Origin of the sequence: Spirillospora sp. NPDC047418 (genome assembly GCF_040643275.1) — a bacterium.
Lineage (GTDB): Bacteria > Actinomycetota > Actinomycetes > Streptosporangiales > Streptosporangiaceae > Spirillospora.
The window spans coordinates 133,163-147,260 of the sequence record NZ_JBEYTW010000004.1; the positions used below are offsets into that span (position 1 = coordinate 133,163).

General features: G+C 72.5%; 14 protein-coding genes. 6 read left to right on the forward strand and 8 right to left on the reverse strand.

Going from position 1 to position 14,098, the window contains the following annotated elements; all coding sequences use genetic code 11:
* Positions 1-88 precede the first annotated feature (88 nt).
* On the reverse strand, positions 89-637 hold the full coding sequence (locus tag ABZ806_RS03810) for a dihydrofolate reductase family protein (protein ID WP_500215108.1): 549 nt from the start codon (positions 635-637) through the stop codon (positions 89-91).
* Positions 638-745: 108 nt separating this feature from the next.
* Between ABZ806_RS03810 and ABZ806_RS03815 the strand changes: the two genes are divergently transcribed.
* Positions 746-1,351, forward strand: coding sequence for a response regulator transcription factor (locus tag ABZ806_RS03815; protein WP_500215110.1), 606 nt, complete (start codon positions 746-748; stop codon positions 1,349-1,351).
* On the opposite strand, the gene ABZ806_RS03820 is transcribed toward ABZ806_RS03815, so the two are convergent.
* The 3 genes from ABZ806_RS03820 to ABZ806_RS03830 form a co-directional block, all read right to left on the reverse strand.
* Positions 1,241-3,220 (reverse strand): histidine kinase, encoded by a 1,980-nt coding sequence (locus ABZ806_RS03820; RefSeq protein ID WP_500215112.1) that lies wholly within the window; start codon positions 3,218-3,220, stop codon positions 1,241-1,243. The two genes, ABZ806_RS03815 and ABZ806_RS03820, sit on opposite strands and share 111 nt — an antisense overlap.
* The gene (locus ABZ806_RS03825; RefSeq protein ID WP_500215113.1) at positions 3,217-3,459 is read right to left on the reverse strand and encodes an SAM-dependent methyltransferase; all 243 of its coding nucleotides are present in this window, start codon (positions 3,457-3,459) and stop codon (positions 3,217-3,219) included. The genes ABZ806_RS03820 and ABZ806_RS03825 overlap by 4 nt, the downstream gene beginning before the upstream one ends.
* Before the next feature lie 105 nt (positions 3,460-3,564).
* Positions 3,565-5,145 carry a carboxylesterase/lipase family protein gene (locus tag ABZ806_RS03830; protein ID WP_500215114.1) on the reverse strand — a complete coding sequence of 527 codons (1,581 nt, stop codon included), beginning with the start codon at positions 5,143-5,145 and terminating at the stop codon, positions 3,565-3,567.
* A gap of 132 nt (positions 5,146-5,277) precedes the next feature.
* Between ABZ806_RS03830 and ABZ806_RS03835 the strand changes: the two genes are divergently transcribed.
* Positions 5,278-5,868, forward strand: coding sequence for a TetR/AcrR family transcriptional regulator (locus ABZ806_RS03835; protein ID WP_500215115.1), 591 nt, complete (start codon positions 5,278-5,280; stop codon positions 5,866-5,868).
* A gap of 46 nt (positions 5,869-5,914) precedes the next feature.
* Here the strand turns inward: ABZ806_RS03835 and ABZ806_RS03840 are convergent, their stop codons facing one another.
* From ABZ806_RS03840 to ABZ806_RS03850, 3 genes are all read right to left on the reverse strand, one after another.
* Positions 5,915-6,121 (reverse strand): hypervirulence associated TUDOR domain-containing protein, encoded by a 207-nt coding sequence (locus tag ABZ806_RS03840; RefSeq protein ID WP_500215116.1) that lies wholly within the window; start codon positions 6,119-6,121, stop codon positions 5,915-5,917.
* An 87-nt stretch (positions 6,122-6,208) separates the two neighbouring features.
* Complete coding sequence (locus ABZ806_RS03845) at positions 6,209-6,847, reverse strand: hypothetical protein (protein WP_500215118.1); 639 nt, start codon at positions 6,845-6,847, stop codon at positions 6,209-6,211.
* Positions 6,844-8,334 carry an nSTAND1 domain-containing NTPase gene (locus ABZ806_RS03850; protein ID WP_500215119.1) on the reverse strand — a complete coding sequence of 497 codons (1,491 nt, stop codon included), beginning with the start codon at positions 8,332-8,334 and terminating at the stop codon, positions 6,844-6,846. The genes ABZ806_RS03845 and ABZ806_RS03850 overlap by 4 nt, the downstream gene beginning before the upstream one ends.
* Before the next feature lie 410 nt (positions 8,335-8,744).
* Between ABZ806_RS03850 and ABZ806_RS03855 the strand changes: the two genes are divergently transcribed.
* From ABZ806_RS03855 to ABZ806_RS03865, 3 genes are read left to right on the forward strand one after another with little or no spacing between them, the layout of a single operon-like run.
* Positions 8,745-10,295 carry a sugar ABC transporter ATP-binding protein gene (locus ABZ806_RS03855; RefSeq protein ID WP_500215120.1) on the forward strand — a complete coding sequence of 517 codons (1,551 nt, stop codon included), beginning with the start codon at positions 8,745-8,747 and terminating at the stop codon, positions 10,293-10,295.
* Positions 10,292-11,308 (forward strand): ABC transporter permease, encoded by a 1,017-nt coding sequence (locus ABZ806_RS03860; RefSeq protein WP_500215121.1) that lies wholly within the window; start codon positions 10,292-10,294, stop codon positions 11,306-11,308. Before ABZ806_RS03855 ends, ABZ806_RS03860 begins: the two co-directional genes overlap by 4 nt.
* A gap of 20 nt (positions 11,309-11,328) precedes the next feature.
* Positions 11,329-12,384, forward strand: coding sequence for a substrate-binding domain-containing protein (locus ABZ806_RS03865; protein WP_500215123.1), 1,056 nt, complete (start codon positions 11,329-11,331; stop codon positions 12,382-12,384).
* Positions 12,385-12,441: 57 nt separating this feature from the next.
* Here ABZ806_RS03865 and ABZ806_RS03870 read toward each other — a convergent pair whose 3' ends face one another.
* On the reverse strand, positions 12,442-13,167 hold the full coding sequence (locus ABZ806_RS03870) for a GntR family transcriptional regulator (protein ID WP_500215124.1): 726 nt from the start codon (positions 13,165-13,167) through the stop codon (positions 12,442-12,444).
* Between the two features lie 115 nt (positions 13,168-13,282).
* Between ABZ806_RS03870 and ABZ806_RS03875 the strand changes: the two genes are divergently transcribed.
* A complete protein-coding gene (locus ABZ806_RS03875) occupies positions 13,283-14,083 on the forward strand; it encodes an FAD binding domain-containing protein (RefSeq protein ID WP_500215125.1) in 801 nt (266 codons plus the stop codon).
* Positions 14,084-14,098: the final 15 nt, after the last annotated feature.

Consider the following 14,098-nt stretch of genomic DNA (forward strand, 5'->3'; position numbering starts at 1 on the left):
TGTCCGTACAGCGGACAAGGGGCAATTTCGGTCCCGTGAAACTCCGGGGAGACGGGCGAAGGCCGGGCGCGGGCGCCCGGCCTTCGGCTCAGCCGCCGACCGGCCGGTAGGTGAGGACGACGACGCCGCTCGGGAAGACCGTGGAGTCGGCCAGCTCGACGGCGCCGGCGCTCTCCGGGCGGAACAGCGGCTCACCGGAGCCCTTGATGACCGGGTAGATCCAGACCTTGTACTCGTCCAGCAGCCCGGCGGCGGCGAGGCCGTCGGTCAGGCGTCCGTTGCCCCAGACGAGGATGTCGCCGCCGTCCTGCTTCTTGAGGCGGGCCACCGCCCCGGCGAGGTCGTCCCCGTCGATGACGGTGGTGGGATTCCAGCCGGAGGTGTCCACCGGCTCGGTGGCGACGACGTACTTGGCCATGGAGTTGACGTGGTCCGCGTAGGGGTTGCCCCCCATGTTCGGCCACGCCTGCGCCATGCCCTCGTAGGTCACGCGGCCGAGCAGGAGCGCGTCGGCGTTCGCGGTCATGGTGAAGGCGTAGGTCTGGGCCTCCTCCTCCGAGTACCGCAGCGACCACTCGTGGGGGTTGTCGATGAAGCCGTCGAGGGTGGCGTACGTCGAGGCGATGATCTTGCGCATGGTTTCCTCCGGTTCAAACGGTGTCGCCGGTGTTGGCGTGATTAGACTCGCAACCCGACGAATGCGCCGGTAGTGGCCGGATTCAGCACTTCGATGTGAAGGAATCACATGATCCGTGTGATGGTCGCCGAGGACGTCCGCATCCTGCGGGAGACGCTGACCACCGTCCTCGGGCTGGAGGACGACATCGAGGTGGTGGCCGCGGTCGAGCGCGGCGACGAGATCGTCGCCGCGGCCGGGCGGAGCCGGCCCGACGTGGCGGTGCTCGACATCGACCTGCCCGGCATGGACGGCCTGGACGCCGCCGCCGAACTCCGCACGGCGCTCCCGGCCTGCCGGACGGTCGTCCTGACCGGGCTCGGCAAACCCGGCCACCTGCGCCGCGGGCTGGCCGCGGGGATCTCGGCGTTCCTGCTCAAGCACGCACCGGCCGACGACCTCATCGACGCGATCCGGCGGGCCGTCGCGGGCGAGCGGGTGGTCGACCCGCAGCTGGCCCTCGCCGAGCTGGAACGGGCGGACAACCCGCTCACCGCGCGCGAGGCCGATGTGCTCCGGCTGTCGGCGACCGGCGCGGAGGCCGGCGACATCGCCCGGTCCCTCTCATTGAGCCGGGGTACCGTCCGCAACTACCTGTCCTCGGCCGTCATGAAGCTGGACGCCAGGAACCGCATCGACGCGATCCGCATCGCGTCCGACCAGGGCTGGTTGTAGCGGCACCTCGACCGCCAGCCGGAAGCCGCCCCCGCCCCCGCCCCCGTCGGCGTCCGCGTCGGCGTTCGTGTCCGCGCCCGCGGTCAGCGTCCCGCCCAGCTCCCGCACCCGCCGTGCCAGGTTCTCCAGCCCGAGGCCCGGGGCGGCGGCCCCGCCGGGGGCCCCGTTGTTGACCAGGCGCAACCGGGCGCTCCCCGCGACCACCTCGACGACCAGCTCGCAGCGGTCGGCCTCGCTGTGCCGCAGCACATTGGTGACGCCCTCGCGCAGGACGGTGGCGAGCAGCATGTCGGCCTCCGCCGGCAGCGCCACCGGCCGGACCGTCCCGGACACCTCGATGCCGGCGGCCGCGAGCGCCGCGCGGGCGGACCCGGCCTCCGCCGCCAGCGCGATCTCACCGCGTCCGGCCACGACGGCCTCCATGTCCGCCAGGGTCCGGCGGGCCGCCGCCAGCCCCTCCGACAGCTCGGCCCGGGCCCGGCCGGGGTCCCGGTCCAGCAGCCGCAGCGCCAGCTCGCTCTTGAGCACGAGCACCGACAGGCCGAGACCGAGCAGGTCGTGCAGATCGGTCGCGAACCGGAGCCGCTCGCGGGCCACCGCCGTCCGGGCCAGCTCCGCCCGCGCCGCCCCGACCCGCAGGGCCAGCTCGCCCATGCGGACCAGCCCGTACACGACCAGCGCCCGCTCGCCGGACCACACGGCCTCGTAGGCCATCCCCAGCGGGGTGGGGTCGCCGAGCTGCGCGTCCCAGATCACCAGCAGCGGATCCACGCAGATCAACGGGACGGCCAGGACCCACCTCGCCCATCCGCGCACCACGACCAGCACGACGCCCGGCAGGAAGAGGACCAGGTGCCACATCGCCAGATCGAACAGGAGCAGCGGAGCCAGCGCGGGCACGACGATGACCAGCGTCCACAGCGGACGGCTCGACGGTGCGCACGCACGCAGGTACAGCAGGACGAACGAGACCAGCGCCGCGAAGAACACCGCCGTCTCCACCGCGCCCGGATCCGCGCGCAGGAACGGCCGCACCGCCACGGGCACGATCATCAGGCAGATCGTCGCGGTCCCGAGGGCCGCCACCGCCGTGGACGTCAGATCGTCCGCCACCGGCGCGCCCGCGAGATGCCCGCGCCCGTACCCGTGCGCCACCGACCGGGTCTCGTTCAGCGCCGCCCGCGCCACATCCAGCCGCCGCCGCACCGCCCGCGGGTCGGCCGCCTCTCCGTCCCCGATGACCCGCCGGAGGCTGCCGCCCACCCGCTCGTTCAGTTGCTGCGCGAACACCAGCCGCTCGCGCGACACCTGGGCCGCCGCGAGTTCGTCCCTCGTCCGCCGCATGTCGCTGACCAGGTCGGCCAGCCGGGCGACCCCGTACAGCGCGATCCCGACGAACGCCGCGTGCCCGACCGCCAGATAGGCCGCCTCCCCGACCGTCGGGCGGACCGGCAGCGCGGCCGCGAACTGTGCCGCGACCACCAGGCAGAACCCGCTCCACGCCACCCACCTCCGGCGGATGAGCAGCAGGAGGGCCGCCGCCAGGAACCCGGAGTTCCCGTACCAGGTGGACGCGTACCAGACCATGCCCGCGGCCGTGAGGACCGCCTGGACGGCCAGCGTCCACCGCCAGCCCCGCACCCGGACCTCGTCCGACCAGCGGATGCAGTTCCGCAGGTGGAGGAGCAGCAGCACGGTCAGCAGCACGAACGCCGCCGGCCTGCCTCCCGGCTCCGCGTTGACGATGCCGACATACCCGCCGAACGCGAACCCGCAGCTCACGCCCACGGCGATCACGCGGGCCCACCGGACGGCCGCCACCGGAGACGCGCGGTCGTGCCCGCGGCGCCGTGCGGGGGTGGCCGTCACGGCTTTCGCAGGACGCCGCCGTGCTCGCGGACGTCTCGTCGCGTCCGCGAGGCCGCGGCGAACTGGACCAGCTCGCCGGCGTCGGTCGGCTCGGGAAAGGCGGGCGCGGTCTTCGACGTGAAGTCGCGGTCGACCCGGTAGTTGTCCCTACCGCCGAGTGCCCATCCGTACGTCCGGGCCGACGCCGGTATGTCATCACGGATCTCGATCGGCGATTCACGCTCTTCGGCGGCCACCATGCGCTCCCGATCCCGTACTCCATTGTCCGACCACGCAACGGTAGCCGCCGCCCGCGTCCCGTACCCGATCTTCGCCCGTCCCGGCCTCCCGCGACCGCCGGGTGCTCAGTTCCCGGCGCGGCTCCAGAAGCGGTAGGAGTGGTCCGTGACGAAGTCGGCGCGCTTCCAGGTGCCGCGGGTCAGGGACTGGACGTGCCAGCCGGCCTGCCCGCGCCGGTCGGTCAGCCGGGGCCAGGCGGCCTCGCCGCCGCCGCCGGGGTCGCCGGTGGCGGCGAAGCGGACCCAGGCGCCGATCATCCGGTCGCCGAGGGCGGCCTGCTCGGCGGTCAGCTTCTCGAACAGGTCCAGGTCGAACATGTACGGCAGCTCGGACATGTGCTGGGAGGCGGCGGGGAAGCTCGGCGCGGGGGAGCCCGCGTACCAGGGGGTGTCCCGCTCGGCGAACTCGTACATCCGGGTCGGGGTCCAGCGCGACAGCGCGCGGGCGGTGTCCAGGGTCGGCGCCGACCAGATCGCGTCGGTCTTCACCTTCGCCAGCGTCCGTCCGGCGGAGTCCCCGAGCGGGTAGCGCTTCAGCACCGCGTCGGCCCTCGCGCGGAACTGCTCCCGGACGGCCGGCTCGTACGCCTCCGCGGCCATCGGCTTCCCGGTCGCCAGCTCCTGGCCGAGGACCATGCCGTTCTCCTCGTCGTGGTTGACGCCGATGAGGACGGGCACCCGGTTGGTCCGGCCCGTACGGAGGGCCTCGTCGACCGGGAGCGGCAGCGCCGGGGTGCCGCTGACCGGGCGCGGCTCCCGTTCCGTCCCGTACTTCTCCAGCAGCGTCCCGATGTCGGTCTCGCGCAGGCAGGCGGCGACGTCGGCGGCCTTCCCGCACCCGACGTCGCGGATCACGTCCCGGCTGTCCTCGATCGCCTCGGCGCGGGTGCGGGAGGCGTTGCCCGGCGTGGCGCACGGCGCGCTCTGCAGGATCGCCCGCTGGAACAGGCCCGCCGACGCCGGGGAGGCCAGATGCCCGCAGATGCCGAAGGCGCTGCCCGACTCGCCCATGACCGTCACCCTGCGCGGGTCGCCGCCGAACGCCCGGATGTTCTGGCGCACCCAGCGCAGCGCGGCGCGCTGGTCGTCCAGCGCGAGGCCGCCCGACTCCTTCAGGGACGGGTGGGTCAGGAAGCTGGTGACGCCCAGCCGGTAGTTCATGGAGACCACGACGGCGCCGCCGGCGGCGAGCCGGCCGGGCCCGTACAGGTCGCCCATCCCGAACATCATGCTGCCGCCGTGGATCCACACGATCACCGGCAGCCTCCCGCGCGCACCGGCCGGCGCGGTCACGTTGACGCTGAGGCAGTCCTCGTCGGTGCTGGCCTCGCCGATCGGGTACCCGACCGGCTGCGCGCACACCTTGCCGGGCTCGGTCGCGTCCCGCACGCCCCGCCACGCGCGGGCCGGGCGCGGGGCGGCGAAGCGGGCCGCGGTGGCGTACGGGATGCCCTGGAAGACACGGAGGCCGTCGGCGGCGGTACCGCGGACCACCCCCTTGTCGGTGCGGACGGTGACGCCGCCCGCGACGGCGGCCACCGAATCGGCGGTCGAGGCGGGGGCGGCCGGGGACGCCGGCAGTGCCGCCGCCCCCACCGCCGCCGCGCCGACCGCGGTCGCCGTCGCCCATGTCACTCTCTTGCGCATGCTCGCTGCTCGCCTTCCGGTTCACGATGCAAGAAGTGCACGGCACGGACCGTGCACCTTCAACGGCGCTCATCGTGCGGGAGCCCGCCGGGCTTTGTCAATACGGCACGTGCCGTGCAGTAGGGTGGCGGTATGACCGATCAGCGCGCCGCCCGCGCCGCGGGCCGGACCGAGACGATCATGCGGACCGCGCTCGACCTGGCCCGCGAGGCCGGCTACGCCAAGCTCAGCATCGAGGCCGTCGCGGCCCGGGCCGGCGTCAGCAAGCACACCATCTACCGCCGCTGGCCCTCCCGGGGCCTGCTGTTCCTGGACGCGGTGCTCAGCCTCAACGCCGCGGGCCTGGACCACCCCGACACCGGCGACATCGTCGCCGACCTGCGCGAGGTGATGACCAGGGCCGCCGACCTGCTCGGCCGGCCCCCGTGGGGCCCGCTGTACCGGGACCTCATCGGCGAGGCCCAGCACGACCCCGACGTCGCCGACGCGCTCAACCAGCGGTTCATCCAGCCCCAGACGGCCGATACGCTGGCCCGCCTCCAGACCGCGAAGGACCAGGGGCAGATCGCACCCGACTTCGACCTGCACCTGGCCATGGAGGTCCTCTCGGGCCCCCTGTACTTCCGCCTGCTGATCACGGGGGAGCCCGTGACGAACGACTACATCGACCGCGTCCTCCGGGCCGCCTTCACCGGAATGGCACCCAGGCCGGGTCCTACCTGACCCAAGGTGTCCACGCGGAGAAAGCCGACCCTCCAGGTACGGCCGCCTACAGCTTCGTCAGGGCCTTTCCCTTGTGCATGGCAACATGGTCGGTCTTGTCGCTTCTGATCTCATACTGCGGGTCTTCCCTGCTGCAGCGGCGCACGTGGCCTTTGTACTCCACGTCCTCCGTGTGCTTCTTGATGACGACGCCTTCCACATATCCCGCCTCCGAGTTCCACCGCACGTGATCGCCGACGGAGAACTGCTCCATCGCTTCCTCCCCTAGCCGTACCGTCACCGTGGGGGAAGCCTTCCCGAACCAGCGGCCCTAAGCTTGTCTTCCCAACCTCTGTACTGATCAGGCGAACGACGCGCGGCGCCAAGGGCGGCGGCTCCGCAGGTAGACGCCCTCCAGCGTCTGGACGTAGTGCGACCGCATCAGGAAGTCGCGCGCCTCGTCCGCCTCGACGAGCTCCCGGCCGACCGCGATGGGGACGAACCCGTGCCGCGGGATGTACACCCACCGGCCGCGGTCCCAGTCGTAGGGATCGGACCAGTGATGGCGGACCGTGCCCGACACGCGCAGCCGCGGCCCGTCCCTGGTCAGCAGGAACGATCCCCGCGAGTTCAGCAGGCTCATCCGGCTGACGTAGAACAGCTCGGTGCCGATGAACGCGTTGATCTTCGCGTCCCAGTGATCCCGGAACCAGGCCGACCCGCCGTCGGGCAGCCGCGCGGCCTCCCGGAGCAGGCGCCGTTCGAACCGCCGCAGGTTCTTGCGCTCGGCCTTCCTGATCACCCGGAACGAGCGCAGCCAGCTCACCGGCATCGTCCGCGGGGCGCCCGCTCCGTCCATGAAGTGCTCCAGGACCTCGCCCGCCAGCGGATGGAACGCCCGGCCGGCGCCGATGATCGAGCGGAACAGCGCCGCCAGTTCCGGGGCGGGCCGTCCCGTCCGGCGCCGGAACCCCAGGAGGAACATCTGCGCCCGGTTCACGGAGCCTCCACGTTCCGCGGCGCCGGCCCGTCGTGCCCCGCGGCGGCCCCGCCGGCGAGGAACGCGGCGGCGAGCGCCAGGAGCGCCAGGACCACCAGGCCGGCCACGGTGCGGCGGCGGCGCCGGGCCGCCCGTGCCGACGCGGCGACGAAGTCGTCCGCCACCGGGCCGGGCGCCATGCCGTCGCCGGGTTCGCGCTCCCATCGGTGCCGGGCGTCCTGGACTGCGAGCAGGCGCGAGCCCCGGTAGAGGAACGCCGGGTCGCGGTGGTGCTCGTCCCACCGGGCGGCGTCGTCGAGGAGCCGGTCGTGGACGGCGTGCGCGCGCAGGCCGGGGGAGAGCCACCGCCGCAGCGGCGGCCAGTCGGTGACGAGCACGTCGTGGACGATCTCGGCGGTGTCCTCGTGCAGAGTGATCAGGCGCCGGTCCGCCAGCAGGGCGAGCAGCCCGCGGTCCGCGGTGCCCGCCGTCCCCCCGCCGGCCACCGCGTCGAGTGCGGCGAGCGGCGCGGTGCGCCGGGCGAGCCGCCCGTCCGGACCGATCGCCGTCATTCGCCGCAGGAGCTTCAACACGGTCTTGCGCTCCGCCGGCGGCAGCCGTTCCAGGGTCTCATCGGCCGTCCGGCACAGGACCTCCCCGACCGGGCCCGACTCCTCGTACCCCCGGACGGTGAGCCGGCCGTCCTCGCGCGCCCGCCAGACGCGCACCAGTGCCCGCGAGAGCAGGGGGAGGGCGCCCGCCTCGCGGTCCCGGGCGCCGCGCAGATCCGCGAGGAGGGTCTCCAGCAGGCCGGGCTCGACGTCCAGGCCCGCCGCCGCGGCCGGGCCCGTGACGGCCAGCCGCAGGTCCGGCTCGGCCATCGGCTCGACGGTGAACCGCCCGTGCTGGATAGCCTCGGCCAGTCGCGGGTAGGCGGCCGTCCGGTCCCAGTGGTCCGCGCGCACCGCGATGATGACCGCGCCGCCCAGCGGCCCCTCGGCCAGGGCGTGCAGCGCCTGGACGAACATCCGGCGTTCCCGTTCGTCGTCCACCAGCGTGAACAGCTCCTCGAACTGGTCGACGACCAGGACGGGACGCTCGTCCGCCGAGGCGGGCCCGGGCAGGGGCTGCTCCGGCGCGTCCCGCAGGCCCCGGTGCAGCACGCCGGCGTCGCCGCCGTAGGCGCGCGCCCACGCTTCGGCCAGCGCGCGCATCGGCTCCGGCGCGGGCGTGATGAGCATGCGCGGCCACTCCCGCGATCCGGCGACCGGCAGCGCGCCCGTCGCCAGCGCCGGCATCAGGCCCGCGCGCAGCAGCGACGACTTGCCCACCCCGGAGCCCCCCGACACCAGCAGGACGGCCGCGCCCTCTCGCAGGCGCCGTCCCAGGAGATCGAGGAGTCCGCGGGTCGGGCGCCCGCGCCCGAAGAACACCTCACGCGTGCCCTCCTCGAAAGGCGCGCCCCCCTGGTACGGGCAGGCACCATCCGCGTCGTCGGTATGACCCATGGGCGCATTGTCGCCAGGGAGACCCGCGCCGGGATGCCGACAGCGGCCGCTGTGGCCACAGTAGGCCGCCCGGCGCCGAACCCGGCGAGGCCGCCGCGCGCCCGAACCGCCCCGCGCAGGCATCCCCGGAGGGTGCCCTCGACCAGGACGCGATCGCCGTCGATCCACGCCGACGTCGCCCTCCCCGGGGGCCGCCCGGCAGAACGCGTTCTCGGCGTCGAAGCAACGCCGGATCCCGGCCATCGGGCCGGCCCGGTCGTCCAGGAGGACCTGAGCCCGACGAAGTTGCGGCGGCCGGGGGCGGCGTCACCGTCACCCCGGTGACCAGGGGCGGCCTGCCGAACTGACCGTTGACCTGTGTCGTAGCTCACCCCTACAGTAATTATCGATATCGATAGTTAGGGAGCAGCGTGGACGCCACAGTTCTCGAGATGGTGGGGATCACCAAGGCCTTCCCGGGTGTGCAGGCGTTGTCCGGAGTGGATCTGGAGGTGCGCAGGGGAGAGGTCCACTGCCTGCTGGGCCAGAACGGTGCGGGGAAGTCGACGCTCATCAAGGTCCTGGCCGGTGTGCACCGCCCGGACGCGGGGCTGATCCGGGTCGACGGCAGGGAACTGGAGTTCAGGAGTCCGGTCGCCGCGACGTCGGCGGGCGTCGCCACCATCTACCAGGAGCTCGACCTCGTGGACGGGCTGTCGGTGGCGGGCAACATCTACCTGGGGCAGGAGATCGCGGCCTGGGGCGTGACGCGGCGCAAGCAGCAGAACCGCAAGGCCGCGCAGCTGCTGGCCCGGCTCGGGCATTCCGAGATCGACCCCGGGGAGCCGGCCGGAAGGCTCGCGCCCGCGGGGCAGCAGATCGTCAGCATGGCGCGCGCGCTGTCCCGCAGCGCGAAGATCATCGTGATGGACGAGCCGTCCGCGGCCCTGTCGCACGACGAGGTGACCAACCTCTTCCGGATCATCCGGGAACTCCGCTCCGACGGGGTGGGGGTCATCTACATCTCGCACCGGCTGGAGGAGATCCGCGAGATCGGAGACCGCATCACCGTCCTGAAGGACGGCCGGACGGTGGGCACCGACCTCGACGCCAAGACCACCGGTACCGGGGAGGTGGTCACGCTGATGTCCGGGCGGGCCGTCGAGCGCGTGTTCCCCGAGCGCACCGCCGCCTCCGGAGCGGAGGACGAGGACGGGGACGGGGGCGCGGCCGTGCTCGAGGTGGCCGGGCTGTCGCGGCGGCACGAGTTCGAGGACGTGTCCTTCGCGGTGGCGGCCGGGGAGGTCGTGGGCATCGCGGGCCTGGTCGGGTCGGGGCGGTCGGAGATCCTCGAAACGATCTTCGGTGCGCGCAAGGCGTCCCGGGGACGGGTGTCGGTCGGCGGCGAACCGCTCAAGCCCGGCAGCATCGCCGCCGCGATGCGCGCCGGTGTCGGCCTGGCGCCGGAGGAGCGCAAGAGCCAGGCCCTGGCCCTGGGCGAGAGCGTCGCGCGGAACATGAGCCTCTCCTCGCTGGCGCGCGTGTCGCGCCTGGGCTGGCTCCAGCTGGACAAGGAGATCGAGCAGGGGAGCGCCTACGGATCGAAGATGGATCTGCGGCCGGCCGATCCGAGGACTCCGGTCCGCCGGCTGTCGGGCGGCAACCAGCAGAAGGTCGTGCTGGCCCGGTGGCTGATCTACGGGTGCCGCGTGCTCCTGCTCGACGAGCCGACGCGGGGGGTCGATGCGGCGGCGAGGGCCGAGATCTACGCCCTCGTCCGTGAACTGGCCGGCCAAGGACTGGCCGTCGTCGTCGTCTCCAGCGAGATAGCCGAGGTCATCGGCCTCGCGGACCGGGTGCTGGTGCTCCGGGAGGGACGCCTCATCTCGGACGTGCCGGCGGCCGACATCACCGAACAACAGGTCCTGGACACCGTCATGGAAGGAAACGCAACTGTGGAACTGGACGGGGTGCCCGGGTGAACGGCCGTACCGAAGAGCGCACCGCCGCCGACACGACCGCGGAGCCGGCGCCGGCGGCTCCGGCGGTCGCTGGCCTGCCCGGCCGGGTACGCGAGGCACGGAACATCGGACTGGTCCTCGTGCTCGTCCTCCTGATGATCGTCGGGTCGGCCACGAGCGACGCGTTCCTGCAGTGGAGCAACATCGTCACGATCCTCACGCTCGCCAGCGTGATCGGAGTCGTCAGCGTCGGAGCGACGTTCGTCATCATCGGCGGCGGAATCGACCTTTCGGTCGGTTCGGTCCTCGGCCTGGCGACCGTCTGGTGCACCACGGTCGCCACCCAGTCGTACGGCCCGTGGGTCATGGCGCTGTGCGCGATCCTCGTCGGCCTCGGATGCGGGCTGGTCAGCGGCGTCCTCATCGCCTACGGCGACCTCGTTCCCTTCATCGTCACGCTCGCGATGCTGGTGGCCGCCCAGGGCTTGGCCGAGTTCATCTCCAACCGGCAGTCGCAACTGCTCACCCAGCCCGCCCTGGCCGATCTGCTGTTCAAGAAACTGCTCGGACTGCCGGTCATCGTCTACATGTTCGCGGTGGTGGCCGTCGTCAGCTGGTTCGTCCTCAACCGGACGAACTTCGGGGCGCGCACCATCGCCGTCGGGGGCAACAGGGAGGCCGCGCGGTTCGCCGGAATCAATGTCCGGCGGCACACCGTCCTGCTCTACGTCCTGTCCGGATTCTGCGTCGGGATCGCCGCGATCATGACCGTCGCCCAGACCAACACCGGCGCGAGCACCCTCGGCACCCTCTACGAACTGGACGCCATCGCGGCCGTCATCGTCGGCGGAACGCTGCTGAGCGGCGGCCGCGGCACCATCGTCGGAACCGTCCTCGGCGTCCTGGTCTTCACCACCATCACCGACATCTTCATCCTGAACGGCCTCGATTCGCCGATTCAGAAACTGGCCAAGGGAGCCATCATCGTCGCCGCCGTCCTGCTGCAGCGACGGACACAGCGGTCGGCGAACTAGCGAGAAGGATTCTGCATTCCATGAAGTTCACCGAGGACGGCGGCCTGAACCGCCGCAAGCTTCTCTTCAGCGGTGCCGCGGTCGGCGGGGGCGCGCTCCTCACGGCCTGCACGAGCAACTCGGCCGAGACGAACGACTCCGCGGAGGCGGCCGGCGGCGGCGGGGGCGGGGACGACACCCCCGGCAAGCAGGTGACGATCGGCTTCTCGGCGCCGGCGGCCGACCACGGCTTCATCGCCGCCATCACGGCCAACGCCAGGACGCGGGCGAAGAGCTACTCCGATGTCACGCTGGACGCCACCGAGGGCACCAACGACGTGGCGATCCAGATCGCCGCCGTCCAGTCGATGATCAACAAGAAGGTCGACGCCATCGTCATCCTGCCCTACGACGGGAAGGCGCTGACCGAGGTCGCGACGAAGGCGATGAACGCGGGCATCCCCGTCATCAACCTCGACCGCGTCTTCTCCAGCCCCGTCGCGTACCGCACCTGGGTCGGCGGCGACAACTACGGATCGGGTGTCAGCGCCGGCAACTACATCGGGAACCGGCTGAAGGGCGAGAAGGACCCCGTCATCCTCGAGATCGCCGGGCTCGACAACCTGGAGCTCACCCAGCAGCGGAGCGCGGGGTTCAAGGCGGGGCTGGCCAACTTCGGGCTGACCGTCACCGACCGGCAGGCCGGTGACTTCACCGCCGCCACCGGCCAGAAGGTCGCGGCCCAGATGCTCCAGGCCCACTCCAAGGTGGACGCGATCTGGAACCAGGACGACGACCAGGGGATCGGCGTGGAGGCCGCGATCAAGCAGGCGGGCCGCGACGAGTTCTTCATGGTCGGCTGCGCGGGTTCCGCCCATGTGATGCAGCAGATCAAGGCCGGCAAGGGACCCGTCGTGGCGACGGTCCTGTACAGCCCGATCATGTCGGCCTCGGCGGTGAGCCTGGCCCGGCTCATCGCGCAGGGCAAGGGAATGGGGGAGATGGCGGAGAAGGACGTCCCGGCCTCGGTCACCGCCTACTCGGCGGTCGTGACGAAGGAGAACGTCGACACCTACCTGAGCATCGGCTTCAAATGACGCGGCGGTGGCGCTGGCCCGCGGGGCCAGTGCCACCCAGCCGTCCGGCCGCGAGCCTCAGTCGCCGGGACCGGGCGGCCCGCCGCCTTCCTGGCGCACGTTCTGCGCGGAGCCGTGCATGTCATGGGGGAGGTCCGCGTAGGCCCACTGGTGCGTGCGCGCGTGCATGCAGGCGGCCTCCAGATCGCCTTGTTCGAGCACCTGCAGCAACTCCTTGTGCTCGTCGGCGACGTGGGCGAGGTCGGGACCGGCCACCATGAGGGCGATCGCCGTCCGCGCCTCGATCTGCAGGCCCTCCCAAGCCCGTTCCAGCAGGAAGTTGTTGCCGGCCACGACCACCCGGCGGTGAAATCGCGTGCTCGCGAGGCCCATGGCCCGGACGTCCTCGACCTCCGCGCACCGGTACATGTCCTCGACGTCGCCGTGCATGGCCTCCAGGGGCAGCCGCCCGTTGAGCAGGGCCAGCCGTGTCGCGGCCTCCTCCAGCGCGGCCCGGACGACGTAGGCCTCGCGGATCGTCTGCTCGATGAACGGCAGCACGTGCCGCCCCCGGCGGGGGACGCTCTTGATGAGCCCCAGTCCTTCGAGCTCACGGAGCGCTTCGCGGACGGGGGCCTGGCTCGTCCCGAAATCCGCGGCGATCTTGGTCTCGACGAGCCGTTCCCCGCTCCTGAGCCGGCCCGACACGATGAGTTCCACCAGGCCGTCCCGGATGTTCGCGCTCAGCAGCGGCTTCGACTGACGGGGCGCGGGGGCGTCGGCGCCTCGTGCTTGCGTGGTCACGCGCCGTCCTCCAAAGGGGTCCTCGCGGCCGTCCCTGCGACGGCTGACAGATGTGCTGTTGACCAGCATAGTGAGACCTCCTACTGTAATTATCGATATCGATAAAAGGATGCTCATGCTGACTGAGGTTCATGTCCCCGACGACATGGCGACCGTCCTGGGCCTGATGGCGTCGGGCGCGAAGGTCGTGGCGGGCGGGACGAGTCTGATGCCGTGGCTCAACGACCACGCCTCGCCCGCGACCGAGCTGGTGAGCCTGCGCCGCGCGGGGCTCGGGACCGTCCAGGTCTCCGGGACGACGGCGCGGCTGGGGGCGGCGGCGACCCTCGCGCGGGTGGAGCACGACCCGGCGCTCGGCTTCCTCGATCCCGTCGCACGGTCGATCGCGTCGGTCCCGGTGCGGAACCTCGCGACCGTCGGGGGGAACCTGTTCGCCCCCCGGCCGCACGGTGACCTCGCGGTCGCCCTGATCGCGCTGGGCGCACGGGTCACGGTGGCAGGGCAGACCGGGACGCGGGAACTGCCCGTGGAGGAGTTCCTCGCCGCCGGGGCCCCGGCCGGCCTGGTCACCGATGTCGCCTTCGACATCCCCGCGCCGGGCGCCTTCAGATACCTCAAGGCGGCCCGCCGGCGCTTCAACTCCGCGTCCCTCGTCACGGTCGCGGCCACCGTCACCGAGACGGCGGGGGCCGTGACCCGGATCGTCGTCGCCCTCGGCGGCGTCGGCCCGCGGCCCCTGCGGGCGGGCGCCGTCGAGGCGGCCCTCCTCGGCGGGCCGCTGAACGCGGAGACCGTGCGGGCGGCGGCCGAGGCCGGGCTCGGTGAGATCGCGCCGGCGGACGACGCCTACGCGTCCGCCTGGTACCGCGCCAGGGTCTTCCCCGTCCACCTCCGCCGGGCCCTGCTCGGCCACTGACAGCGAACAAGGACG

Coding starts and splice junctions, on each gene's coding strand:
- ABZ806_RS03810 (WP_500215108.1), bottom strand. CDS start 637: ATGCGCAAGATCATCGCCTCGACGTACGCCACCCTCGACGGCTTCATC.
- ABZ806_RS03815 (WP_500215110.1), top strand. CDS start 746: ATGATCCGTGTGATGGTCGCCGAGGACGTCCGCATCCTGCGGGAGACG.
- ABZ806_RS03825 (WP_500215113.1), bottom strand. CDS start 3,459: ATGGTGGCCGCCGAAGAGCGTGAATCGCCGATCGAGATCCGTGATGAC.
- ABZ806_RS03830 (WP_500215114.1), bottom strand. CDS start 5,145: ATGCGCAAGAGAGTGACATGGGCGACGGCGACCGCGGTCGGCGCGGCG.
- ABZ806_RS03835 (WP_500215115.1), top strand. CDS start 5,278: ATGACCGATCAGCGCGCCGCCCGCGCCGCGGGCCGGACCGAGACGATC.
- ABZ806_RS03840 (WP_500215116.1), bottom strand. CDS start 6,121: ATGGAGCAGTTCTCCGTCGGCGATCACGTGCGGTGGAACTCGGAGGCG.
- ABZ806_RS03850 (WP_500215119.1), bottom strand. CDS start 8,334: ATGGGTCATACCGACGACGCGGATGGTGCCTGCCCGTACCAGGGGGGC.
- ABZ806_RS03865 (WP_500215123.1), top strand. CDS start 11,329: ATGAAGTTCACCGAGGACGGCGGCCTGAACCGCCGCAAGCTTCTCTTC.
- ABZ806_RS03875 (WP_500215125.1), top strand. CDS start 13,283: ATGCTGACTGAGGTTCATGTCCCCGACGACATGGCGACCGTCCTGGGC.